The organism is Pseudomonas sp. P867 (genome assembly GCF_019891455.1).
Lineage (GTDB): Bacteria > Pseudomonadota > Gammaproteobacteria > Pseudomonadales > Pseudomonadaceae > Aquipseudomonas > Aquipseudomonas synxantha_A.
Map to the genome: position 1 here is coordinate 454725 of NZ_JAFLXB010000003.1, position 23024 is coordinate 477748.

General features: G+C 60.6%; 21 protein-coding genes. 7 read left to right on the forward strand and 14 right to left on the reverse strand.

Annotated elements, in window-relative coordinates; genetic code table 11:
• Window positions 1-47: 47 nt before the first annotated feature.
• Entirely contained in the window at window positions 48-1967 is a 1920-nt protein-coding gene (locus tag J1G33_RS08515; RefSeq protein WP_223017922.1) for a methyl-accepting chemotaxis protein, read from the forward strand.
• Between the two features lie 626 nt (window positions 1968-2593).
• On the opposite strand, the gene J1G33_RS08520 is transcribed toward J1G33_RS08515, so the two are convergent.
• The 4 genes from J1G33_RS08520 to J1G33_RS08535 are packed head-to-tail and all read right to left on the reverse strand — an operon-like array spanning window position 2594 to window position 6692.
• On the reverse strand, window positions 2594-2962 hold the full coding sequence (locus tag J1G33_RS08520) for a glyoxalase superfamily protein (protein WP_032879523.1): 369 nt from the start codon (window positions 2960-2962) through the stop codon (window positions 2594-2596).
• Window positions 2963-2991: 29 nt separating this feature from the next.
• Window positions 2992-4455, reverse strand: coding sequence for a D-aminoacylase (locus J1G33_RS08525; protein ID WP_103734923.1), 1464 nt, complete (start codon window positions 4453-4455; stop codon window positions 2992-2994).
• A gap of 1 nt (window position 4456) precedes the next feature.
• A complete protein-coding gene (locus tag J1G33_RS08530; protein WP_223017923.1) occupies window positions 4457-5317 on the reverse strand; it encodes a MurR/RpiR family transcriptional regulator in 861 nt (286 codons plus the stop codon).
• A gap of 25 nt (window positions 5318-5342) precedes the next feature.
• Window positions 5343-6692 (reverse strand): gluconate:H+ symporter, encoded by a 1350-nt coding sequence (locus tag J1G33_RS08535; RefSeq protein ID WP_248092511.1) that lies wholly within the window; start codon window positions 6690-6692, stop codon window positions 5343-5345.
• A 246-nt stretch (window positions 6693-6938) separates the two neighbouring features.
• On the opposite strand from J1G33_RS08535, the gene J1G33_RS08540 reads away from it, so the two are divergent.
• Complete coding sequence (locus tag J1G33_RS08540; RefSeq protein WP_032803711.1) at window positions 6939-7319, forward strand: lysozyme inhibitor LprI family protein; 381 nt, start codon at window positions 6939-6941, stop codon at window positions 7317-7319.
• 57 nt (window positions 7320-7376) lie between these two features.
• Here the strand turns inward: J1G33_RS08540 and J1G33_RS08545 are convergent, their stop codons facing one another.
• The 4 genes from J1G33_RS08545 to J1G33_RS08560 all read right to left on the reverse strand — a co-directional run bounded on the left by J1G33_RS08545 (window position 7377) and on the right by J1G33_RS08560 (window position 11716).
• Window positions 7377-8822, reverse strand: coding sequence for a SulP family inorganic anion transporter (locus J1G33_RS08545; RefSeq protein WP_032879517.1), 1446 nt, complete (start codon window positions 8820-8822; stop codon window positions 7377-7379).
• A gap of 193 nt (window positions 8823-9015) precedes the next feature.
• A complete protein-coding gene (locus J1G33_RS08550) occupies window positions 9016-9909 on the reverse strand; it encodes an NAD-dependent epimerase/dehydratase family protein (protein WP_223017925.1) in 894 nt (297 codons plus the stop codon).
• A gap of 103 nt (window positions 9910-10012) precedes the next feature.
• Window positions 10013-10909 (reverse strand): LysR family transcriptional regulator, encoded by an 897-nt coding sequence (locus J1G33_RS08555; RefSeq protein ID WP_223017926.1) that lies wholly within the window; start codon window positions 10907-10909, stop codon window positions 10013-10015.
• 42 nt (window positions 10910-10951) lie between these two features.
• Window positions 10952-11716, reverse strand: a complete 765-nt coding sequence (locus tag J1G33_RS08560) for a sulfite exporter TauE/SafE family protein (RefSeq protein ID WP_223017927.1) — start codon at window positions 11714-11716, stop codon at window positions 10952-10954.
• Between the two features lie 189 nt (window positions 11717-11905).
• Here J1G33_RS08560 and J1G33_RS08565 point away from each other — a divergent pair, with 189 nt between their 5' ends.
• Window positions 11906-12796, forward strand: a complete 891-nt coding sequence (locus tag J1G33_RS08565) for a LysR substrate-binding domain-containing protein (protein WP_005791344.1) — start codon at window positions 11906-11908, stop codon at window positions 12794-12796.
• Here J1G33_RS08565 and J1G33_RS08570 read toward each other — a convergent pair.
• Both J1G33_RS08570 and kynU read right to left on the reverse strand, forming a co-directional pair.
• Window positions 12742-14148, reverse strand: coding sequence for an amino acid permease (locus J1G33_RS08570; protein ID WP_223017928.1), 1407 nt, complete (start codon window positions 14146-14148; stop codon window positions 12742-12744). The genes J1G33_RS08565 and J1G33_RS08570 overlap by 55 nt on opposite strands.
• A gap of 153 nt (window positions 14149-14301) precedes the next feature.
• A complete protein-coding gene (gene kynU, locus J1G33_RS08575; protein WP_223017929.1) occupies window positions 14302-15552 on the reverse strand; it encodes a kynureninase in 1251 nt (416 codons plus the stop codon).
• A 144-nt stretch (window positions 15553-15696) separates the two neighbouring features.
• On the opposite strand from kynU, the gene J1G33_RS08580 reads away from it, so the two are divergent.
• A complete protein-coding gene (locus J1G33_RS08580; RefSeq protein ID WP_032879507.1) occupies window positions 15697-16170 on the forward strand; it encodes an Lrp/AsnC family transcriptional regulator in 474 nt (157 codons plus the stop codon).
• A gap of 132 nt (window positions 16171-16302) precedes the next feature.
• Here the strand turns inward: J1G33_RS08580 and catA are convergent, their stop codons facing one another.
• Genes catA through J1G33_RS08595 form a run of 3 tightly spaced genes read right to left on the reverse strand, consistent with a single transcriptional unit; the run spans window position 16303 to window position 18703 of the window.
• A complete protein-coding gene (gene catA, locus J1G33_RS08585; protein WP_032879505.1) occupies window positions 16303-17232 on the reverse strand; it encodes a catechol 1,2-dioxygenase in 930 nt (309 codons plus the stop codon).
• A 40-nt stretch (window positions 17233-17272) separates the two neighbouring features.
• Window positions 17273-17563 (reverse strand): muconolactone Delta-isomerase, encoded by a 291-nt coding sequence (gene catC, locus J1G33_RS08590; protein WP_032879502.1) that lies wholly within the window; start codon window positions 17561-17563, stop codon window positions 17273-17275.
• Between the two features lie 12 nt (window positions 17564-17575).
• Entirely contained in the window at window positions 17576-18703 is a 1128-nt protein-coding gene (locus J1G33_RS08595) for a muconate cycloisomerase family protein (RefSeq protein ID WP_032879498.1), read from the reverse strand.
• Between the two features lie 114 nt (window positions 18704-18817).
• On the opposite strand from J1G33_RS08595, the gene J1G33_RS08600 reads away from it, so the two are divergent.
• The gene (locus tag J1G33_RS08600) at window positions 18818-19693 is read left to right on the forward strand and encodes a LysR family transcriptional regulator (RefSeq protein ID WP_223017930.1); all 876 of its coding nucleotides are present in this window, start codon (window positions 18818-18820) and stop codon (window positions 19691-19693) included.
• Window positions 19694-19824: 131 nt separating this feature from the next.
• On the opposite strand, the gene J1G33_RS08605 is transcribed toward J1G33_RS08600, so the two are convergent.
• Window positions 19825-20817: an AraC family transcriptional regulator gene (locus J1G33_RS08605; RefSeq protein WP_103734932.1), complete on the reverse strand. Its 993-nt coding sequence runs from the start codon at window positions 20815-20817 to the stop codon at window positions 19825-19827.
• A 313-nt stretch (window positions 20818-21130) separates the two neighbouring features.
• On the opposite strand from J1G33_RS08605, the gene antA reads away from it, so the two are divergent.
• Entirely contained in the window at window positions 21131-22522 is a 1392-nt protein-coding gene (gene antA / locus J1G33_RS08610; protein WP_223017931.1) for an anthranilate 1,2-dioxygenase large subunit, read from the forward strand.
• Window positions 22522-23013, forward strand: coding sequence for an anthranilate 1,2-dioxygenase small subunit (gene antB / locus J1G33_RS08615; RefSeq protein ID WP_005791362.1), 492 nt, complete (start codon window positions 22522-22524; stop codon window positions 23011-23013). Before antA ends, antB begins: the two co-directional genes overlap by 1 nt.
• Window positions 23014-23024: the final 11 nt, after the last annotated feature.

The following is a 23024-nucleotide window of genomic DNA, read 5'->3' on the forward strand; positions in this document are numbered from 1 at the left end:
ACAACACACCGTCCAGCAGACAGACATCACTCTTCAAGGAGCTTTCGATGAACAGCTGGTTCGGTAACATCAGCGTCAATCTCAAACTCGGCCTGGGCTTTGGCCTGGTGCTGGTCCTCACCTCGATCCTGGCGCTCACCGGCTGGACCAGCCTGGGCGGCCTGATCGACCGCAGCAACTGGATGAGCGACATCACCCAGCTCAACGCCTCGCTGACCAAGCTGCGGATCGTACGCCTGCAATACATGCTGGCCAATGGCGACGAAGCCGTGGCGCAGAATGTGCAGACCAGCCTGGATGCCTTCGCAGCTCAACAACAGAAATTGCTGGACAGCTTCAAGAGCCCGGAAAACCTCAAACTGCTCAATGACCAGAAAGCCGTCATCACTGCTTACCGCCAGTCCCTGAACAAAATGCGCGAGGCCTACCGCAATGGCAACGCTGCGCGCGACGTCATGGGCGCCAAAGCCGATGTCGCCAACGCACAAATCAATGCACTGCAAATCAGTGTGCAGCAGGCGCCCGATAGCCCGGAGCGCTTCACGCAATTTCTGGCCGTGACCCAAGCCAAGAATGAGTTCCAGCAAGCTCGCTACGAAGTGCGCGGCTATACCAATAGCCCCAACGCAGAAACCGAAGCCCGCGCTGCTGCGCAACTGGAAAAAGCCGTCGGCGGTTTGAAGGGCCTTAGCGCGGCGTTCGGTACCGGCCAGCAAAACGCATTGTCCGCACTGGAAGCCGCCCTCGGTGCCTATCGCAGCGCCGTGCAGAGCTACAAGGCAGCCAACGCCAACATCGTCACCGCCCGCGCCGAAATGACCACCCAGGGCGCCGATATCGTGACGATCAGCGACAAGCTGTACGACATCCAACTGGAACGTCGCGACGCTGAAAGCACCCAGGCCCGCAGCCTGCAATTGATCAGCACCTTGTTGGCACTGCTGGTCGGCGTGATTGCCGCCTGGGTCATCACCCGTCAGATCACCCGCCCGATCCAGGACACCCTGGCGGTGGTGGAGCGCATCGCTTCAGGCGACTTGAGCCACAACATCCAGGTGACCCGTCGTGATGAGCTGGGCGTATTGCAACAAGGCATCCAGCGCATGGGCACGACCCTGCGCGAGTTGATCAGCGGCATCCGCGATGGCGTGACCCAGATCGCCAGCGCCGCTGAGGAGCTATCAGCCGTGACCGAGCAAACCAGCGCCGGTGTGAACAGCCAGAAGATCGAGACCGATCAGGTGGCCACCGCCATGCATGAAATGACCGCTACCGTGCAGGAAGTTGCGCGCAATGCCGAGCAGGCGTCCCAAGCCGCCTCCGACGCCGACGGCCAGGCCCGCGAAGGCGACAAGGTGGTGGCCGAAGCTATCGCCCAGATCGAACGCCTGGCGGCCGAAGTCGCCCGCTCCACCGACGCCATGACGCACCTGCAACAAGAGAGCAACAAGATCGGCAGCGTGATGGACGTGATCAAGGCCGTGGCCGAACAGACCAACCTGCTGGCCCTCAACGCCGCCATTGAAGCCGCGCGTGCCGGTGAAGCCGGCCGTGGCTTTGCCGTGGTCGCCGACGAAGTACGCGGCCTGGCCCAGCGTACACAGAAATCCACCGAGGAAATCGAAGGCCTGGTGGCCGGCTTGCAGAACGGCACCCAACAAGTCGCCAGCGTGATGAACAACAGCCGCAGCCTCACCGACAGCAGCGTCGAACTGACGCGCAAGGCCGGGGTATCCCTGGAAAACATCACCCGTACGGTGTCGAATATCCAGTCGATGAACCAGCAGATTGCCGCGGCCGCCGAGCAGCAAAGCGCCGTGGCGGAAGAGATCAGCCGCAGTATCGTGAATGTGCGGGACGTGTCCGAGCAGACCGCGACTGCCAGTGATGAGACGGCCAAGTCGAGTGTGGAACTGGCTCGATTGGGTAGCCAGTTGCAGCAGATGGTCAGTCATTTCCGGGTGTAGACACCAAAAAGCCGCCTCGATCTAGACCGAGGCGGCTCCACCTCTCAGACCTTAACGGTCATCGAAGCTGTCCCGCAGGAACTTCCATACGTGATACGCACGCAGGCAGTTCACTACGAGGTTCCATGTACGTCGTGCAAACTTAGACATACTCGGCCCTCCGTGAGTTGGGCCTTACCTCCAGCGCACTTACCGGAACATGTGGGCCTTTGGATGCACACCAGTGCTCCTGTGAGGCGGCTGGGCTTATGGTCCTCCCGCGTGAATCCGGCACGGATTACTAGCCCGTGGCGGGCGGTCCAAAATTTGCGCGCGAACCCAGCCAACCTACTTCACGACGAACACAGAACGAGGGCGATACTAGCTCAGCACTCTGCTCCAAGGTGTAACGAACAACGGCCAGCTAGCCTTAAAATCTGTTGCTGTTTTTTGCAAAGTTAAACAACACAAAAGATCAATGCTGCCGTGAAAAACTCTTGTTCGTCTGATGTTGCATAACGCCCTAAAGCAGCAGTAGTATTGTGACCACGCCAGTGCTCCTGTGAAGCCGCAACCCCAGCCACTAACTGGGTTTGCAAAAAAAACCGCCCTATCAAGGCGGTTTTTTATTGCCTGCCATTTGCCACTTAGCCCTCGCTGTCCTCGACAAACACCAAGCGATTCCCGAACGGATCCCGGATGCTCATTTCCCGCGATCCCCAAGGCGTTTCCTCGACCCCAGGCTTGGCATAGCGGTAATCCTTGCCGAGCAATTGCTGCTGGTACGCATCCACCCTTTGCGCCTGGATCCGCACCGCCGCGCCCGGCGAAGCATCGCCATGGTGCTCGGACAAATGCAACACGCACTCACCCAGCGACACTTGCAGGTACAACGGGAAATTCGCCTCGAACCGATGCTGCCAATCGACCTTGAACCCCAGGAAGTCGACGTAGAATTCCAACGCTTTGGTCTCGTCGAAAATCCGCAGGATGGGGGTGACTTTTCCTAAGTGCATGGCGACCGCTCCGTGTATGAGAACGCCCACTATAAAGACGAAAAGCCGCCACGCAAATCCCCACTGCGCGCCAGGAATCGCCCTGGCCGCTGGCCGTTGGCCTGCCCATTGCTGTAGCTCAGTACGCCGTTAACCCACACACCGTCGATCCCTTCCGCTGCACGTTGCGGTGTGTTGAAATCTGCCACATCACGCACCCGCAACGGGTCGAACAACACCAGGTCGGCCCAGTACCCTTCGCGGATTTCGCCACGCTCGGATAAGCCAAAGCGCGCTGCCGACAGACCAGTCATCTTGTGCACCGCCGTGTGCAACGGGAACAAGCCGATATCGCGGCTGAAGTGCCCCAGCACCCGCGGGAACGCCCCCCACAAGCGCGGGTGGGGAAACGGATCTTCGGGCAAACCATCGGAGCCCACCATCGACAACGGATGGGCGAGGATGCGCCGCACATCGTCTTCGTCCATCCCGTAGTACACCGCTCCCGCCGGTTGCAGGCGACGGGCAGCGTCCATTAGCGAAACGCCCCACTCGGCAGCGATAGCCTGCAGATCCCGCCCACCCATTTCGGGGTGCGGCGTCGACCAGGTGATGGTGATGCGAAACGCGTCGGTCACCTGCTTGAGATCCAGGGTCGAGGAGCTGGCGGCATAGGGATAGCAATCACAGCCCACCGGATGGTTTTTTGCCGCAGCTTCCAGGGCCGCCAACAACTGCGGACTACGCCCCCAGTTACCGGCACCAGCGCATTTAAGGTGGGAAATAATCACTGGCACCCTGGCATGTCGGCCGATCAGAAACGCCTCATCCATTGCCTCCAGCACCGGCTCGAACTCGCTGCGTAAATGCGTGGTGTACACCGCACCATAGGCCGTCAGTTCCTCAACGAGTTGCAACACTTCATCGGTCTCGGCGTTGAATGCGCTGGCGTAGGCCAGGCCTGTGGATAACCCCAGGGCACCGGCCTCCAGGCTCTCTTGCAACTGCACGCGCATGGCCGCGATTTCATACGGTGTGGCGGTGCGATGCAGGTCATCCATATGGTTGCTGCGCAGCGCGGTGTGGCCGATCAATGCCGCAACGTTCACCGCCGGATGGGCGCCTTGCACTGCGTTGCGATAATCGCTGAACCGCGGATAACAGAACTGCTCACGGCTGCCCAACAAGTTCATTGGGTCTGGCGGGTCACTGCGCAAACTCACTGGCGAAGCGCTGATGCCACAGTTGCCGACAATCACCGTGGTCACGCCCTGGCTGAGCTTGGGCAGCATCTGCGGCTGGCGGATCACCACCGTGTCATCGTGGGTGTGCACATCGATAAAGCCCGGCGCCAATACCCGGCCATGCGCATCGATGACATGCGCGGCCTCGTCGGCGGACAGGTCACCCATCGCCTGGATGCGCCCACCGCGCACGCCCACATCGGCGACAAACCCTTCGGTGTTGCTGCCATCAATGACCAGCGCCTGGCGAATCAGCGTGTCGTATTTCATATCAGTCTCCAAGCGGCAGGCTGTCAGGGCCGCCGCGGTAATCATCCAGGGCCAGCTTGATCCGGCGCAGGCGTTCCTGATTGTCGTCCGGCAAGGCCAGCGCCAGCTCGGTGGCAAGCAGGTCGATGGCCAGTAACATGCCGTAGCGGGCGGCGGTGGGTTTGTAGATAAAGCTGGTCTCCGCCGGTTGCAGCGGCAGCAACACATCCGCCAGTTCGGCCAGGGGTGAGTCCGCGAGGGTGAGGGCAATAATCCGCGCGTCGTAGTTGCGCGCCAGCTTCACCACATCCAGTAATTCGGGCGTACGGCCGGTGAGGGAACAGACAATCAAGGCATGTTGCGGGCCCAGGGTCGCGGCCGTGACGCGCATCATCACCGGGTCATGGCAGGCGGCAATCGGGTAGCCCAGACGCACCAGGCGCACTTGCAGTTCATCACTGCACAGGCTGGAGGGGCCGCCCATGCCGAACGCGTGAATCATCCGCGCCTTGCTCAGCAAAGTGACCGCGTCGGCAAAGCTGTGCTGGTTGAAACCTGACAAATGCTGGCGCAACGTCGCTTCGATATCGCCCAGGATTTGCCGATGAAAGGCCGACTGTTCCGGCAACCCCGCCGGGTCCAGGAAGCGACTGCCCACGCCACTGGCCTGGGCCAGTTGCAGGCGCAAATCGCGCAAGTCAAGGCAGCCGACGCTGCGGGCAAAACGCGACAAGGTCGCGGTGCTGACCTCGGCCCGCTGAGACAACGCCTCCAGGCTGGCCGAGGCGGCAAAGCCCACATCCTCAAGCATCAACTTGGCGATACGCCCTTCGCCGGCGCTGAACGAGTCCTGGCGGGCGCGGATCTGGTAGAGGATGTCCATGGAGGCTCCGGTTAGAGGGTCAGGCTCATAAAACCAGTGACAAGCCGTAGGTCAGACCGAAGGCGACCAGCGAAATCAGGGTCTCCAGTACGGTCCAGGTCTTGAAGGTCTGGATCACCGTCATATTGAAGTATTCCTTGATCAGCCAGAAGCCGCCGTCGTTAACGTGGGAAAAAATCACCGAGCCCGCGCCGGTCGCCAGCACCAGCAATTCAGGGTGTGGATAACCCAGGCCCAAAGCAACGGGCGCGACCACCCCGGATGCAGTGGTCATGGCAACGGTGGCCGAGCCCGTGGCGATGCGCATCAACGCAGCGAACAGCCAGCCCATCACCAGCGGCGACAAGTGGAACGCGTGGGCCAGGCCGAGGATTTCATTGGTCACACCGGCATCCACCAGAATGCGATTCAAGCCACCGCCCGCGCCCACCAGCAAGGTGATACTGGCGGTCGGCGCCAGGCACTCGTTGGTGAACTTGAGAATCGACTCCCGGTTGAAGCCCTGGGCCAGGCCCAGGGTCCAGAAACTCACCAGGGTCGCCACCAGCAGGGCGATCACCGAATTGCCGATAAACAGCAGGAACTGATTGACACCACTGCCCGGGGTGGAAATCACATTGGCCCAGCCGCCGATCATCATCAGTACCACCGGCAACAGGATGGTGCCCATGGTCAGTGCAAAACTGGGCAGGCGAGTACGCGGTTCGCGCTCGATAAACTGGCGCTCCAGCGGGTTCTCGGCCGGCAGGTGAATATGCGGCACGATGAACTTGGCGTAGACGGGGCCGGCGATGATCGCCGTGGGGATACCGATCAAAATCGCATACAGCACCGTCTGCCCGACCGAGGCGTTGTAGGCCAGCACCGCCATCATCGCCGCCGGATGCGGTGGCACCAGCGCGTGCACCACCGACAAGCCGGCGACCATCGGCAGGCCGACCATCAGGATCGATACGCCCACGCGCCGCGCCACGGTAAAGGCAATCGGCACCAGCAGCACAAAGCCGACCTCGAAAAACAGCGGCAGCCCCACCAGGAACGCAATGCACACCATCGCCCAGTGGGCGTTGCGTTCACCGAAGCGGTTGATCAGCGTACGCGCCACCTGCTCGGCGCCACCCGACTCGGCCATCATCTTGCCGAGCATGGTGCCCAGCGCCACCACCAGGGCGATATGCCCCAGGGTTTTACCGACGCCCGCCTCATACGACCCCATGATCGTGTCCGCCGGCATTCCGGCCATCAGCGCGAGGCCGATGGACACCAGCGTAATGACGATAAACGGGTTGAGTCGGTAACGTGCAATCAGCACGATCAATGCAATGATGGCAATGGCAGCGTATGCCAGTAGCCCGAAGCCCGGTAATGCGGCCATGCGGTACTCCTCGGAAAGGGTCACGTCGAATTGGTTGTGAAACTCATAAATCATTACCGAGGAGTATTTTCAATTTTCATGAAAGTAATTTTCGCCCACGGACAAGCGCTGTCGCATGGAGATATGTCCAGCGCCAGCCCATGTAAATCCGGGGGATGTTCTTACATGAAGATCAGGAATACCGGAAACTCAAGCGCCGCCCTTGAGTCATAGAATGCGCATCCACTTATGCTCAGGAAACCGCCCATGATTCGCACCACACTCGCCGCCAGCGCCCTGCTTCTCTGCTTGGGTGGCACAGCGTATGCCGCCGACAATGCCGCGTTGAAAAAATGCATGGACAGCGCCAATACCACGGCAGACATGGTCAATTGCAACGCCAAACAAGCCAAGGTGCAGGACGAGCGCTTGAACCGCGCCTACAAGACCGCCCTCGCCGCCCAGGACGGCGCGCACAAGCAGCAACTGCAAGACGTGCAGCGCCTGTGGATCAAATACCGCGATGCCAACTGCGCCTTCGCCGGCAGCGCCACCGGCGGCACCATTGATCAGGTCAACGGCTCCGGCTGCGTGTTGGACATGACCCAGACCCGCGCCCAGGAGCTTGAAGACCTGGTAGGCCCCTGACTGCTGGAGCCGGTCTATTGTGGCGAGGGAGCTTGCTCCCTCGCCACAGGGGCTCACTCAGTCATGGTGAACCCTGGCGCGCTTGAGCAGCTTCTTGCAGCGCTCGGATAAATGCAGCACCCGCAGATGCTTACCGGCCTTGGCATAGCGCTCGCGCAACGTCATCAGCGCAGCGATCGCCGAATAGTCGACAACACTCAGGTGGCGGCAATCCAGCGTCACCTGGGCCGGGTCATTGGCCGGGTCGAATTGGTTCAAGAACGGCGTGGTCGAGGCGAAGAACAAGGTGCCATGCACCCGGTAAAGCTTGCTGCCGTCGGCCTCCAGATGTTCATCGGCGTACAGCTCTCGCGCCTGCTGCCAGGCAAAATTCAACGCGGCGATGACGATACCGCACAGCACCGCGGTGGCCAGATCCGTGAACACGGTGATGATCGTCACCGCCATGATCACCAGCACATCATTGAGCGGCACCTTGTTGATCACCCGCAACGAGGCCCAGGCGAAGGTCTGCTGCGACACTACAAACATCACGCCCACCAGCGCCGCCAGCGGAATACGCTCAATCAGCGGTGACAGAAACAGAATGAACAACAGGATCATCACCCCGGCAAACACCCCGGAGAAACGCCCGCGCCCACCGGAGCTGAGGTTGATCACGGTTTGCCCGATCATCGCGCAACCGCCCATGCCGCCAAACAGGCCCGAGACCATATTCGCTGCGCCCAGCGCCACGCTTTCGCGGTCGGGGTAGCCTCGGGTTTCGGTGATTTCGTCGGTGAGGTTGAGGGTCAGCAGGGTTTCCAGCAGGCCGACCATCGCCATCAGGAACGCGTAGGGCGCGATGATGCCGAGAGTGTCGAAGGTCCAGGGGATTTGCGGCAGGGCGAAGGTCGGCAAGCCACCGGCGATATGCGCCATATCGCCCAGCGTACGGGTCGGCAGACCAAGCAGGTACACCGCCAGACCAACGCCAAGGATCGCCACCAACGCGGGCGGCACAGCGCGGGTCAGGCGTGGCAGCAGGTAGACAATCGCCATGGTCACCACAACCAGGCCCGCCATCACATATAAAGGCGTGCCGCTTAGCCAGCGTTCGCCGCTCTTGAAATGTTCCAGTTGCGCCAGCGCAATGATAATCGCCAGGCCGTTGACGAAACCGAGCATCACCGAGTGCGGCACCATGCGCACCAGCTTGCCCAGGCGCAGCAAGCCGAAGGCGATCATGATCAACCCGCCCAATAGCACTGTCGCAAGCAGATACTCCACCCCGTGTTGCACCACCAGCGCGACGATCACCACCGCCATCGAGCCGGCCGCGCCCGAGACCATGCCCGGGCGGCCGCCGAACAAGGCGGTGAGAGTGCAGATGATAAAGGCGCCGTAGAGCCCCATCAGCGGGTTGAGGTGGGCCACCAGGGCAAAGGCGATGCATTCGGGCAGCAGCGCAAAAGACGTGGTGAGGCCGGCCAGGGCGTCGGCGCGCAGACGGGTGAGGTTCATGGAGTACCGGGGAATTGCGAGGGATGAGGCGAGGAATGGTACGGAATTGCGGCGAGTGGGGCTAGCCTCCAGAACTGAGTGGCCCCAATCGGGAGCAAGCCCCCTCCCACACTTGAATGCATTCCAAAGTTGGAATTCGGTCAAATGTGGGAGGGGGCTTGCTCCCGATAGCTACACCCAGGTCTCAAGCGAATCAGACCATCTCGTTGCGAATCCACTCCACCACCGACGTACGCTTGGGCACCCAGCCCAGCAGTTCGCGAGCGTGCTTGCCGCGTACGCGACTGTTGGAGCCCAACCCGTAGTTGGCCATTTCATAGCCCCACTCGGCTTCAGCCTCGGCCAACGGCCAATCCTGCGGTTCGCCCAGGTTCAGCGCCTGGGCAATGGCCGTAGTCATGTCGATAAACGCCGCTTCGCCGCTTTCCACAAAGTAGAAAGTACCCGGGACGTTTTTGGTCAGTGCCAGCAGATACAGGGCGACCACATCCTCAATGTGCACGTTGGACCAGATGTTCTGCCCGCTGCCCACATGGCGCACTACACCGCTCTTGCGTGCCTGCTTGAGCAAGCGTGGCAATTGCACGCTGTCACGCTTCACGCCCAGGCTGTGGCCGTAGATCAGGGTGTTGCAGATCACCGCCGAATTCACACCGTCACTGGCCGCCGCGAGGATCAGGTTGTCGATCGCCACCCGCGCGGCTTTGTCGACGGTCGGCTCAGGCAGGTTGCCTTCGAAGTAGATGACTTCACTGGCCTTGCCGCCCGACGCATCACCGACAATGCTCGACCCGCTGGTATGCAGGAACGGCTTGTTCGAGCCTTTCAAGGCGGCCAGCAAGGTTTCCACGGCGGCGCGATGGTCGCTGCTGGCAGCGTTGATCACCGCATCAGCCTTCTGTGCCTGCTCGGTCAATACGGCTGCGTCGTCGAGGGTGCCGATCACCGGCGTAATGCCCAGGGCGGTCATTTCCGCGGCTTGTTCGGCGCTGCGCACCAGGCCGGTGACGTCATGGCCAGCGTTGACCAGGCCGGTGGCGATGGAACCGCCGATAAACCCTGCTGCGCCGGTAACGAATACATTCATGGAGGTTGCTCCTGACTGGGTAAGTGATGCACCCAGTATCCAGCCCCCACTGCTGTCGAATAAGCCCGTACGGCCCAATTCACTCTTGCGTGCAAGTCACGAATCAGCGCGCATACCGCGCCAGCTTGGCCTGAATGAAGTCCAGGAAGCACTGAATGCGCAGCGCCAATTGCGAGTTGCGATAGAACACCGCGTGGATCGGCTGGCGATAACCGCTGTTGGACGCCTCCAGCATGGGCACCAGGCGGCCGGCATCGATATCGTCGACCGTCATGAAATTCGACAGGCAACAAATACCCTGCCCCTGCAGCGCCAACTGGCGCACAGTTTCGCCACTGGATGCGCTGACACTGGGCTGGATCAGCCAGCGGTCACCTTCACCATGACGCAGCGGCCAGTGGTTGAGGGTCTCGGTGTGGGTGAAGCCCAGCAAGGTGTGATCGGCCAACTCGGCAACGGTCGTCGGCGTGCCGTATTGCTTGAGGTAGTCGGGGCTGGCCAGGATATGCAGCGGCGTGCTGCCCAGGGAGCGCGCATGAAGGGTCGAGTCGGCCAGGGTGCCGATACGAATGGCGATGTCGGTGCTTTGTTCGAGCAGGTCGATGATCAAGTCGTCGCTGTTGAGCTCCAACTGGATATCCGGGTACAAGCGGCGAAACTCGGCGATGTACGGCACGATCCCGTGCAGCATGAACGGCACGGCGGCATTGATACGCAGGCGACCGGCCGGTTTTTTCTGGCGCGACGACAGGCGCTCTTCCAGCTCGTCCATCTGCGCCAGGATCACCTTGGCCTGCTCGAAGAAGTACTTGCCCTCTTCAGTCAGGTCCATGCGTCGCGTGGTGCGGTTGATCAGCGTGGTGTCGAGCTTGGCTTCCAGGCGCGACAGCGTGCGGCTGACCGCAGACGGCGTTTGCCCGACCTTTTCGGCGGCGGCAGAAATCGAGCCGCATTCAATCACGCTGACGAAGATCTGTAGCTCATCGGAACGGGCTTTCACGGGCGGTCCTTCATTTATCGGCGGGCACAGGCACAGTCATTATTAACCAGCCAGCAACAAATGGCCTCCCAACAACGCCATGCCCGTGAAAAACCCACGCTTGAACCACAGCGCACTAATGCGTCGGCGAACCACTTGGCCCAGCCACATCCCCAGCAATGCCGGCACCAGCGCCAACACTGACGCACCGATTTCACCACCGCCCAGGGCTCCGCGCCAGGCCACCCCGGCGGCCAGCGCCAGTGTCGACACCGTGAACGACAGCCCCAGCGCCTGCACCAACTGATCACGGCTCAAGCCCAGCGCTTGCAGATACGGCACCGCAGGGATCACGAAAACACCGGTGGCCGAGGTGATGATGCCGGTGATCAGTCCACACAAGGGCCCCAGCCAGCGCTCGGTCCGGGGCGCGACCTTGAAGGTCGGCAGGAACAAGCCGCTCAACGCATATACCAGCAACGCCGCACCCAACGCGCGGACCACCCACGGCCCACCGTCCATGCCCAGCCACACGGAGCCTAGCCCGGTGCCGCAGAAAATAAGCGACAGCATCGGCCACAGGCGTTTGAGCAAGGCACTCAAATGACCGCCAAACGTCAGCTGCCAGAGATTGGTGATAGTCGAAGGAATGATCAGCAACGCCGCAGCCTGCGCCGGTAACATAGCCAGGCCGAGCATGCCCATGGCTACAGTGGGCAGGCCAAGGCCGATGATGCCTTTGACCGTACCGGCCAGCAGGAAGGTAGTGATGACCAACGCTGTCAGGGCTGGACCGAGGTTTTGGTAGAACGCTAGGAAGGTATTCATGCACCGATTGTGCAGGGCTGGAGAGAGGCTGAAAATTCGCCATATACTGAGGCAGCCTCTTGTTTTTTGTGAGGCTGATGCCGTCATCGCAGGCAAGCCAGCTCCCACATTTTGAACTGTGAATACATCCAAGTGTGGGAGCTGGCTTGCCTGCGATGACGCCCGCCCAGTCACCGGAAACCTGCAGCCATGCACTTTGACCTGATCGACCTGCGCCTCTATCTGCACATCCTCGACAGCGGCAATATCACTGCCGGTGCAGCCCGTAGTCATTTATCCCTGGCGGCCGCCAGCGCACGCATCCGGGCAATGGAGTCTTCACTGGGCATCGCGTTTCTTGAGCGTGGCCGCCGTGGCGTCACCCCAACGCCGGCAGGCAAAGCCCTGGCTCGGCATGCTCGCCTGCTGTTGCAACAGGCCGAACACCTGCAACAGGACCTGGCCGAATACGCCAATGGCGTCAAAGGCCAGGTACGCTTGCTGTGCAATACCACCGCCCTTAGCGAGTACCTGCCTGAATTGCTCGCACACTTTTTGCGCGAGCACCCCAACCTCGATATCGACCTGCAAGAATTGCCCAGCCTGCGCATCACCCAAGCCTTGCGCCAGGGCACCGCCGACCTGGGGATTATTTCCGATGCCGTGGACACCCACGGCTTGCAGACCCTGGCGTTTCGCGATGATCCGCTGGTGCTGATCATGCCCCTGGACCACCCGTTGACCCGCCCGAGTTTTATCGACAGCTTGCAATACGACTACGTGGGCCTGGCGGCCAACAGCGCGCTGGCGGTTTATCTCGAAGAACAGGCACTGCACACAGGCTTTCGCTTGCAGACACGCATTCGCGCCGACGGTTTTGATGGGTTGATTCGCATGGTCGCCGGCGGCGCGGGTCTGGGCATCGTGCCGCAGGCAGCCTTGGAGCGCTGGCCGTCAGAACGCCGTTTCAAGGCCCACCCCCTGCAAGAGGAGTGGGCCTGCCGCTCGTTGCTGTTATGCGCACGCTCGTTCGAGCAACTGCCGGGTTACGCCAGGGCTTTGTTCGACGCCTTGGCCCTGCCCTTGCGGAAGAACCCGTAATACACCGCCGACAGAATCAACAGGAACGGCACGCCGAATACCAAGGTCATCTTGAACGCTTCGGTGAAATAGGTGGTGATCATTACCGCCCCCATCAGCACCAACCCCAGCAGCGTACTGTAGGGAAAAAACCGCAGCTGGAACGACAACTTCGCTCCGCCATGGCGCTTGCGATAGCGGCGAAAGAACAGGTGCGTGAGGAAGATCATGAACCAGGTGAAGATCGCGCCAAACATCGCGATCGCCATCATCAGGGTGAATGAGCTTTCCGGGTACACCACATTCAGCAGGGTCGCCAGGGCAATGCCCGAGCTGGAAAGCAACAAGGCATTCAGCGGGATGCCGTTCTTGCTCAAGGCGCCCATGGACTTGGGTGCAAAACCTGCGCGCGACAGGCTGAACATCATGCGCGTGGTGATGTAGAGCTGGCTGTTCATCGCCGACAGCGCTGCGATCAGAATCACGAAATTCATCACCCCGGTGGCGCCCGGAATGCCGATGGTCTGCATCACCGTGACGAACGGGCTCTGGGCCTGGCCGGCCTGGTTCCACGGCACGATGGCGAGCATCAGCGCCAGGGTCAGCAGGTAGAACACCACCAGCCGTACGATGGTAGCGCGGAACGCTTTCTTCACCGCCTGCTCCGGGTCGGCGGCTTCACCGGCGGCCACGGCGATCATCTCGACGCTTAAGTAACTGAAGATCGACACGATCACCGCGATCCACATGCCACTCAAGCCATGGGGAAAAAAGCCCTCGTGGGCCGTGTAGTTCTGCACGCCGTACTGCGGGTTGCCAGAACCGAACACCACATACACCGCCAGGATGATGAAGCCGACAATGGCGCTGATCTTGATGGTCGAGAACCAGTATTCGAAGTTGCCGAAGGTCTTCACGCTGATCGCATTGAGCACAATCAATACACTGGAAAACGACACGATCCACACCCATTCCGGCACGTTGGCGAACCAGTACTTCATGTACATCGCCACCGCCGTGACCTCGGCCCCCACCGCCAGCACAATTGCCGCCCAGTAGGCATAGCGCACCAGGAACCCGGCCAGTGGGCTGATGTAGAACTCGGCATAGGCGCCAAACGAGCCAGAGGTGGAATGGGCCACGGTCATCTCCGCCAGGCAGCCCATCAGCAACAAGGTGATCAACGCGCCAATGGCGTAGCTCACCAGCACGCTGGGCCCGGCATAGCCAATGGCATAGGCGCTGCCCATGAACAGCCCGGTGCCGATGGCGCCACCGATAGCGATCATGCTCATCTGGCCGGAAGTGAGCTGGCGCCTGAGGCCCAGTTCGCGGTGGGTGATTTCTGCAAAGCCGTTGTCTGGCGTGGTCACTGGAGTGCCCCTTTATTATTGTGATGGTTGCTGCTGGCGGTGAATCCTGTGGGAGGGGGCTTGCTCCCGATAGCAGTGTGTCAGTCACTGATATGTCAACTGACAGACCGCTATCGGGAGCAAGCCCCCTCCCACATTGGGTGTGTGGTGCTATTAAGTAACGCTGTTTCGGACTTTGAATTGCGGCTGGTCCCAGGTGCGGTTGTCGAGAATTTCACCAAGGATTTCCACCGCGTCCCACACCTCGGTAAAGCTTGTGTACAGCGGCGTGAAACCAAAGCGCATGATCCGCGGCTCACGGTAATCGCCGATCACGCCTCGGGCGATCAGGGCCTGGATCACCGCGTAACCTTCGGGGTGTTCGAAGCTCACATGGCTGCCGCGCCGGGCGTGCTCACGCGGCGTGATCAGTTCCAGGCCATGGGCGGCGCAGCGGCTTTCGACCAACGCGATAAACAGGTCGGTCAATGCCAGGGATTTGCGGCGCAGGCTGGCCATGTCGGTCTGGGCGAAAATGTCCAGGCCGCATTCCACCATGGCCAACGAAGTGATCGGCTGGGTACCGCACAGGTAGCGCGCGATGCCGGCGCTGGGGGCGTAGCTCGATTCCATGGCGAACTGACGGGTATGCCCGAACCAGCCTGACAACGGCTGGCGCACCACATCCACCAACGCCGGGTTGACCCAAACAAATGCCTGGGAGCCCGGGCCGCCGTTGAGGTATTTGTAGGTGCAGCCAATGGCATAATCAGCGCCGGCCTGGTGCAGGTCCACAGGCACCGCGCCCGCTGAGTGCGCCAGGTCCCAAAGGCTCAGCGCGCCACACTCGTGGCTCAGCGCAGTCAGCGCCGCCATGTCGTACATGTAGCCAGTCTTGTAGTTGACGTGGGTGAGCATCACCACCGCCACGTCTGCGTCGATGGCTTGAGGCAGTTCGGCCGGGCTGTTGACCAGGCGCAGGGAATAGCCTTGTTGCAGCAGTTCGGCCAGGCCCTCGGCGATATACAAATCGGTGGGAAAGTTATTCGCTTCGCTGACGATCACCTTGCGCGCCGGGGAGCGTTGACGCTGCACACTCAACGCCGCGCTCAGCACCTTGAACAGGTTGATCGAAGTGGTATCGGTGACCACCACTTCGCCCTCACGCGCACCGATCAACGGTGCGAGGCGATTACCCAGGCGCTGGGACAAATCCGCCCAGCCTGCGCTGTTCCAGCTGCGAATCAAGCCATTGCCCCACTCTTGGGCGATCACCTGCTGTGCCCGCTCCAGCGCTGCCACCGGGCGCGCGCCGAGGGAGTTGCCGTCGAGGTAGATCACGCCCTCGGGCAGGGCGAATTGGGCACGCAGGGGTGCCAAAGGGTCCTGGGTGTCGAGGGCTTGGCAATGGCTTCGAGTGGTCATGGGTCGTCCTGGTTTTTATAAGTGAGGATGGACCAAATAATGAACGAACTTTTAGAGAATTTTCGTGCAAAGTGGTGGGTAAACGGCTATTTAAGCTGTAGGAAATTCGAATTTAATCTCAAAATACGCGGATATCTTCCAAGCATGATTCTCGACGCCACCGACCTGCGCCTCCTGCATTTTCTGCAACAGGATGGCCGTATCAGCAACCAGGAACTGGCGGAAAAAGTCGCGCTGTCACCCTCTGCCTGCCTGCGCCGTTTGCGTTTGTTGGAGAGCGAAGGAATCATCAGCGGCTATCGCGCGGTATTGAATGCCGAACAGTTGGGGATCGAACTCGAAGCCATCGTGCACCTGTCGCTGCGCCAGGATATCGAGGACTGGCATGAGACCTTTATCAAGAAGGTGCAAGGCTGGCCTGAGGTGGCGAGCGCCTATGTGATCACCGGTGCCAGCAACTATGTGCTGCGGGTGCAGGCACGCAACCTCAAGCACTTTTCGGACTTTATCGTGAACCACCTGAACCGCACGGCGGGGGTGATGGATATTCGCTCTGAAATTGTGCTGCAGAAGATCAAGGATCGGGATGAGGTGCTGGATCTGGTCCTGCGCAAGTAACCCATCACTACAGATCAAATGTGAACTAAATGTGGGAGGGAGCTTGCTCCCGATAGCGGAGGATCAGTTAGTAAATAAGTGACTGACACACTGCTATCGGGGGGCAAGCCCCCTCCCACATTCTGCCCGCGCTCAGTCCTCGAGAGCCCGTGTGCGTTGCATGCGCTTTTGCTCCACCGGCGCATCAGCCACCTGCAACTCAAAGTCAAAATCAATCTGCGCAAACCGCCCTTCCACGCCAAATTCCCGCGCCAGTTGCGGATCGTCGCTGAAGCGGATCTCGGCAATCAGTTCATCGCGGGTGGCATAGGCAAAGTCATCATGCAGGTACGGGTCATCCGAGAGGTTGATCTGGGTGGTCAGGTGCCGATGCCCGGGCGCCGAGATGAAAAAGTGGATATGCGCCGGCCGTTGCCCGTGGCGCCCCAATTGGTCGAGCAACTGCTGCGTCGGCCCGGTCGGCGGGCAGCCGTAGCCCGAAGGTACGATGCTGCGAAAACGGTAGTGGCCCTGGGCATCCGTCTCGATACGTCGGCGCAGGTTGAATTCAGACTGGTTCGGGTCGAACCACGAATAAGTACCGCCCGTATTGGCCTGCCACACATCGACAATCGCCCCCGCCAATGGCTTGCCCTCGGTATCGCGCACTTGCCCGCGCATGAACAACGGCACCGCGTCATCCTTGCCATCATCCAGCCGTGCCTCGTATTTGGACAGCGGCGCGCCGGCCACGTACAGCGGGCCTTCGATGGTGCGCGGTGTACCGCCGGACTTGCCCGCCTGCTCATCGGCGGCGTCCATCAACAGGTCCAGGTAATGCTCCAGGCCCAGGCCAGCGGCGAGCAGGCCGGCTTCCTGGTTTTTACCCAGATCATTGAGGTAGTTGACCGCCTTCCAGAACTCCTCGGGAGTCACTTCCAGGTCTTCGATGATGTTCACAGTGTCGCGCAGGATCCGGTAGATCAGCGCCTTGGCGCGCGGGTTGCCGGCGTCATTGAGGTTGCCGCTGGCTTCTTCGAGAAAGCGTTGGGCGTGGGCAGTCTGGGACAGGCGGATGGACATGGTGCACTCCTCATCTTGTAATTATCAGGTTGAAACCGGCTTAGCGGTCGTCCGCATGGATGGACGACGGGTGCCGGCACAGCGCATTCACTTCGATAGCCATGTAAGGAAACAATGGCAGTTGCATCAGCAGGTCATGCAGGTCCTGCACGCTGTCGACATCGAACACGCTGTAGTTGGCGTAGTGCCCGGCGATGCGCCACAGGTGGCGCCACTTGCCCTCTTGTTGCAGGCGTTGCGCCAGGGTTTTCTCTTCGGCCTTGAGGCTGTCGGCACGCTCGGGATGCATGTCGAGGGGCAGGTTCACAGTCATTTTTACGTGGAACAACATGGCAGGCGCCTCTTAGTATTTGTCACGGCTAAAGAACGCCAGACGCTCTTCATCGAGCGCCAGGCCCAGGCCCGGTGCGGTGGAAACATGCAGCTGGAAATCGCGGTACACCGGTGGCTCGGCAAGGATGTCTTCGGTGAGTAACAACGGGCCGAACAGCTCGGTGCCCCACGCCAGTGTGTTCAGCGTGAGGAAGGCATGGGCCGACGCCAGGGTGCCGATACCGCCTTCGAGCATGGTGCCGCCGTACAGGCCGATGCCTGCCGCCTCGCCGATCGCCGCCGTACGCAGCACGGCGCGGGGCCCACCGTTCTTGGCGATCTTGAGGGCAAACACCGAGGCCGCGCCTTCACGCGCCAGGTTGAACGCATCTTCGACACACTCGATGGACTCATCGGCCATGATCGGCACCGGGCTCGACAGGTTGAGCCGGGCCATACCGCCACGGTTGTTGCGTGAGATGGGTTGCTCGATAAGGTCGATACCGTTGTCGCCGAGCACCTTGCACGCCCGCAGCGCCACGGCCTCATCCCAGGCCTGGTTGACGTCGACACGCACACTGGCGCGCTCGCCCAGGGCTTTTTTGATCGCGATCACATGGGCCAGGTCGCGGCTGACTTCACCGGCGCCGATCTTCAATTTGAAGATGCGGTGACGGCGCAGGTCGAGCATTTTCTCGGCCTCGCTGATGTCCTGTTCGGTATTGCCGCTGGCCAGGGTCCAGGCCACCGGCAACGCGTCACGCACACGCCCGCCCAGCAGTTCGCTGACCGGCAGCCCCAGGCGTTTGCCGAGGGCGTCGAGCAAGGCGCTTTCGATGCCGGACTTGGCAAAGGTGTTGCCGCGAATACTGCGCTCCAGGCGCAACATGGCCGCGTTGATGTTGCTCGCATCCTGGCCGATCAGCAGCGGCGCGAAATGGCGGTCGATGTTGACCTTGATGCTGTCAGGGCTTTCATTGCCATAGCTGAGGCCACCGATGGTGGTAGCTTCGCCGATGCCTTCAATGCCGTCGGTGCACCGCAGACGGATAATCACCAGGGTCTGGTTTTGCATGGTGTGCATCGCCAGCTTGTGCGGGCGAATGGTGGGGAGATCGACGATGAGGGTGTCGATCGACTCGATGGTGCAAATCGGCATGGCAATACCCGTTGGGTTCTTTATAGATTTGCGTCGATTCTGTTCCGCATTTTTTCGGGCTTCCAATATAGAATTGGTCTTGTGCGATACCCTCAAGGTATGAAAGGAGTCGATATGGAACTGCGTCACTTGCGCTATTTCCAGGTGCTGGGCGAGACCCTCAATTTCACCCGGGCTGCCGAACGCCTGCACATCGCCCAGCCGCCCTTGAGCCGGCAAATCCAGCAGCTGGAGGATGAACTGGGGGTGCTGCTGCTGGAGCGTAGCCGACCGTTGCGCCTGACCGAAGCCGGGCGGTTTTTCTATGAACACGCCAATGTGCTGCTCGAACAGCTGGGCACGGTTTGCGACAACACACGGCGCATTGGCCTGGGCGAAAAGACGTGGCTGGGCATCGGCTTTGCACCCTCGACCTTGTACGGCGTGCTGCCGGAACTGATTCGCAGGCTGCGCAATCACGAGGCCCTGGAGCTGGAGTTGGGCTTGTCGGAGATGACTACGCTGCAACAGGTCGAAGCGCTCAAGGCCGGGCGCATCGATGTGGGTTTCGGGCGCATTCGCATCGACGACCCGGCCATCGTCCAGCGCGTATTGGTGGAGGATCGCCTGGTGGCCGTGCTGCCCAGCGGTCACCCCTTGCTGGGTGCCCCTGCCACCCTCGCCCAGTTGACCACCGAGCCCTTTGTGCTCTACCCAGGCAACCCGCGCCCCAGTTATGCCGACCATGTGATCGCGCTGTTCGACGCCCACGGTTTGAGCCTGAAGGTGGCGCAGTGGACCAACGAGTTGCAGACCGCCATCGGCCTGGTAGGCGCCGGTATGGGTGTAACGCTGGTACCGGCGTCGGTGCAGGTGCTGCATCGGGCGGATATTGGCTATACGCCGGTGGTGGAGGCGACTGCGACCTCGCCGATCATTCTGAGCCGACGGGTGAATGACCAGTCGCCGGGGCTGACTCATTGCCTGCAACTGGTGGAAGAGTTGATCTGAGATTCCATATGCACTGAAAATCCAATGTGGGGGGGCTTGCTCCCGATAGCTGTGGTTCAGTCAACTTTTCCAGTGCCTGACACACCGCTATCGGGAGCAAGCCCTCTCCCACATTTTGATCTTCATCAGGTTCAAGTAATGCGCATGCGCTTGCGCTGCTGTGTCTGACTGGGCGACTCATCAAACAACTTGCGGTACTCCGCCGAAAACCGCCCCAGGTGAGTAAAGCCCCAACCCAACGCAATTTCAGAGATAGTACGCACCGAGCCCTGTTCAAGAATCTCCTGTCGCACCGCCCCCAACCGATGCTTCTTCAGATACGCCATGGGCGACAAGGCGAAGTACTTGCGAAACGCATCGAACAGCTTGAACCGCGACACCCCGGCCGCCGCTTCCAGGTCTTCCAGGTGCAGCGCTTCACGGGCGTTGTCGTGGATGTACTGGCGCGCACGAATCAGGTAGTGCGGCAGTTTTACCCCCAACACCTCGCGCAACTCTTCAGAATAGTTATTCGGCTGGGCCAGGATCAGCCCTTTGATCAGCGAGCTTTCCAGGTCCCGGGTAAATGCGGCCTGCTCGTACAACTCGCTGCTGCATTCCAGTTCGGCGATGAAGTATCGTGCCATGCGCCACCACGAAGCCGGGGCGCCGTCCACGGCATCCATCACCGATTCAAAGCGCAGCGGCGCATCAATGGGCCGTTGCAGCAAACCTTCCAGCGACTCGCTCATCGCCGTACGGGTGATCACCACCTGCAACTTGCGACAGTCACCGGAAATCGCCAGCACCTGGTGCTCGTTGGGTGAAATGATCACGCCCTGGTCGCGGTTGGAACTGAGGCGTTCACCGTTCTTGCTCAGCTCCTGTTCGCCCACCAACGGCAGGCTCAGGCTGTAGCTGCTGAAATGCTCGGCGTCTTCGATGTCGATAGTCACGTCGGTGCCGTACTCAATCACACCCAGGGTGGTGGCGCGGGACTTGAACACGTTGGCGCTGTGATGAAATCGCAGGCGCTCGGGGGTAGCCGTCGCCAGGCGATGGGGCCCGCAGATGCCGGACATCCAGCTGCGGGCACCTTCGAGGTCAAAGCGTTGAATATGAATATCGTGTGTCTGGCTACTCATCGGGCTGCACCCACGGCGGTTAGGCGTTTGCGCGCTCTGGCGGCGCATCGTTGAACATCGACAGCAAGTTCCAAGCCACGTCGGCGCCGTTGCAACCACGTGGATAGCAACCGTCGACTATGTGGATAAATTCAGGTTTTCTGCGACCGTCACCTGCAATGACAGTAGCCCATTGCGTCACCGCGCCGCACCGTGTTGAGTATTTGCTGCCCAACTTTGCGGCCCATCTTCCCCCATTAAGCGGATAGCCCACCGCCCTTCTGCAGCGGCTTAATGGCTCACCCGTTTTAGCCATTATCAAAAGGTGCCTCCCATGAGTGGTGCAAGAACCGTCGAGCAGTGGAAAACCTTTATCGAAAGCTGCCTGGACTTTCGCCCGGCAGATGAAGTGTTCCGCATCGCCCGCGACATGTTCACCGAACCCGAGTTGTTCGACCTGGAGATGGAACTGATCTTCGAGAAAAACTGGATCTATGCCTGTCACGAAAGCGAACTGGCCAATAACCACGACTTCGTGACGATGCGCGCCGGGCGCCAGCCGATGATCATCACCCGCGACGGCGAAGGCCGGCTCAACGCGCTGATCAATGCCTGCCAGCACCGCGGCACCACCCTCACCCGGGTGGGCAAGGGCAACCAGTCCACCTTTACCTGCCCGTTCCACGCCTGGTGCTACAAAAGCGATGGCCGGCTGGTCAAGGTCAAGGCGCCGGGGGAATACACGGAAGGTTTCGACAAAGCCACCCGCGGCCTGAAAAAGGCGCGCATTGACAGCTACAAAGGCTTTGTCTTTATCAGCCTCGACGTAAACGGCACCAACAGCCTGGAAGATTTCCTCGGCGACGCCAAAGTGTTCTTCGACATGATGGTCGCGCAATCGGCGACCGGTGAGCTGGAAGTGCTGCCGGGCAAGTCGGCCTACACCTACGACGGCAACTGGAAGCTGCAAAACGAAAACGGGCTGGACGGTTATCACGTCAGCACCGTGCACTACAACTACGTGGCCACGGTGCAGCATCGCCAGCAGGTCAATACCGAGAACGGCGCAGGCGCAAGCACAACGCTGGACTACAGCAAGCTCGGCGCCGGCGACGCGAATACCGATGACGGCTGGTTCGCCTTCAATAACGGCCACAGTGTGTTGTTCAGCGACATGCCCAACCCCAGCGTACGTTCCGGCTACGCCACCATCATGCCGCGCCTGGTGGCCGAACATGGCCAGCAAAAGGCCGAATGGATGATGCACCGCCTGCGCAACCTGAACATCTACCCTAGCCTGTTCTTTCTCGACCAGATCAGTTCGCAGCTGCGCATCATCCGCCCAGTGGCCTGGAACAAGACCGAGATCATCAGCCAATGCCTGGGGGTCAAGGGTGAATCCGACGCGGATCGCGAAAACCGCATTCGCCAGTTCGAAGATTTCTTCAACGTCTCGGGCATGGGCACGCCGGACGACCTGGTGGAGTTTCGCGAAGCCCAGCGCGGTTTCCAGGGCCGCCTGGAACGCTGGAGCGATATATCACGGGGCAGCCACCGCTGGGAGACCGGACCCACGCCTAACAGTGAAGCCATCGGCATTCAACCGGCCATGACCGGCACTGAATTCACCCACGAAGGCTTGTACGTCAACCAGCACCGCAATTGGCAACAGTTTCTGCTCAAGGGTTTGGACCAGCGGGCCCTGAGCCTGCGGGAGGTGAAGTGATGAATGCGCAATTGCAGTACCGGGTCGAGCAGTTTTTTTACCGTAAATCCGAACTGTGCGACGCCCAGGACTGGGACGCCTACGTGCAGTTGTTCGACCCCCAGAGCGAATTCCATTTGCCGCAATGGGACTCGGAACACGTCTACACCAAAGACCCAAAACGTGAGATGTCGTTGATCTACTACGCCAACCGTTCGGGCCTGGAAGACCGCGTGTTCCGCCTGCGCACCGGCAAGGCTGCCTCGGCGACGCCAATGCCGCGCACTCTGCACCTGATCAATAACCTGCGCATTTCGGAGCAGGCTGACGGCACGTTGGAGGTGCGCTTGAACTGGCACACGTTGTTCTATCGCCTGGCCACGTCCGAGCAGTTCTACGGGCATGCCACGTACCACCTGAAGCCTGCGGGCGACAGCTGGCTGATCATGCGCAAGCACGCCTTGCTGCTCAACGACACCATCAACTCGGTGCTGGATTTCTATCACCTATAGGCACCGGGAGT

Bases quoted from the DNA above. Each gene is read 5' to 3' on its own strand.
- J1G33_RS08515 (WP_223017922.1), top strand. From the start codon at position 48: ATGAACAGCTGGTTCGGTAACATCAGCGTCAATCTCAAACTCGGCCTG.
- J1G33_RS08520 (WP_032879523.1), bottom strand. From the start codon at position 2,962: ATGCACTTAGGAAAAGTCACCCCCATCCTGCGGATTTTCGACGAGACC.
- J1G33_RS08525 (WP_103734923.1), bottom strand. From the start codon at position 4,455: ATGAAATACGACACGCTGATTCGCCAGGCGCTGGTCATTGATGGCAGC.
- J1G33_RS08530 (WP_223017923.1), bottom strand. From the start codon at position 5,317: ATGGACATCCTCTACCAGATCCGCGCCCGCCAGGACTCGTTCAGCGCC.
- J1G33_RS08535 (WP_248092511.1), bottom strand. From the start codon at position 6,692: ATGGCCGCATTACCGGGCTTCGGGCTACTGGCATACGCTGCCATTGCC.
- J1G33_RS08540 (WP_032803711.1), top strand. From the start codon at position 6,939: ATGATTCGCACCACACTCGCCGCCAGCGCCCTGCTTCTCTGCTTGGGT.
- J1G33_RS08545 (WP_032879517.1), bottom strand. From the start codon at position 8,822: ATGAACCTCACCCGTCTGCGCGCCGACGCCCTGGCCGGCCTCACCACG.
- J1G33_RS08550 (WP_223017925.1), bottom strand. From the start codon at position 9,909: ATGAATGTATTCGTTACCGGCGCAGCAGGGTTTATCGGCGGTTCCATC.
- J1G33_RS08560 (WP_223017927.1), bottom strand. From the start codon at position 11,716: ATGAATACCTTCCTAGCGTTCTACCAAAACCTCGGTCCAGCCCTGACA.
- J1G33_RS08565 (WP_005791344.1), top strand. From the start codon at position 11,906: ATGCACTTTGACCTGATCGACCTGCGCCTCTATCTGCACATCCTCGAC.
- kynU (WP_223017929.1), bottom strand. From the start codon at position 15,552: ATGACCACTCGAAGCCATTGCCAAGCCCTCGACACCCAGGACCCTTTG.
- J1G33_RS08580 (WP_032879507.1), top strand. From the start codon at position 15,697: ATGATTCTCGACGCCACCGACCTGCGCCTCCTGCATTTTCTGCAACAG.
- catA (WP_032879505.1), bottom strand. From the start codon at position 17,232: ATGTCCATCCGCCTGTCCCAGACTGCCCACGCCCAACGCTTTCTCGAA.
- catC (WP_032879502.1), bottom strand. From the start codon at position 17,563: ATGTTGTTCCACGTAAAAATGACTGTGAACCTGCCCCTCGACATGCAT.
- J1G33_RS08595 (WP_032879498.1), bottom strand. From the start codon at position 18,703: ATGCCGATTTGCACCATCGAGTCGATCGACACCCTCATCGTCGATCTC.
- J1G33_RS08600 (WP_223017930.1), top strand. From the start codon at position 18,818: ATGGAACTGCGTCACTTGCGCTATTTCCAGGTGCTGGGCGAGACCCTC.
- J1G33_RS08605 (WP_103734932.1), bottom strand. From the start codon at position 20,817: ATGAGTAGCCAGACACACGATATTCATATTCAACGCTTTGACCTCGAA.
- antA (WP_223017931.1), top strand. From the start codon at position 21,131: ATGAGTGGTGCAAGAACCGTCGAGCAGTGGAAAACCTTTATCGAAAGC.
- antB (WP_005791362.1), top strand. From the start codon at position 22,522: ATGAATGCGCAATTGCAGTACCGGGTCGAGCAGTTTTTTTACCGTAAA.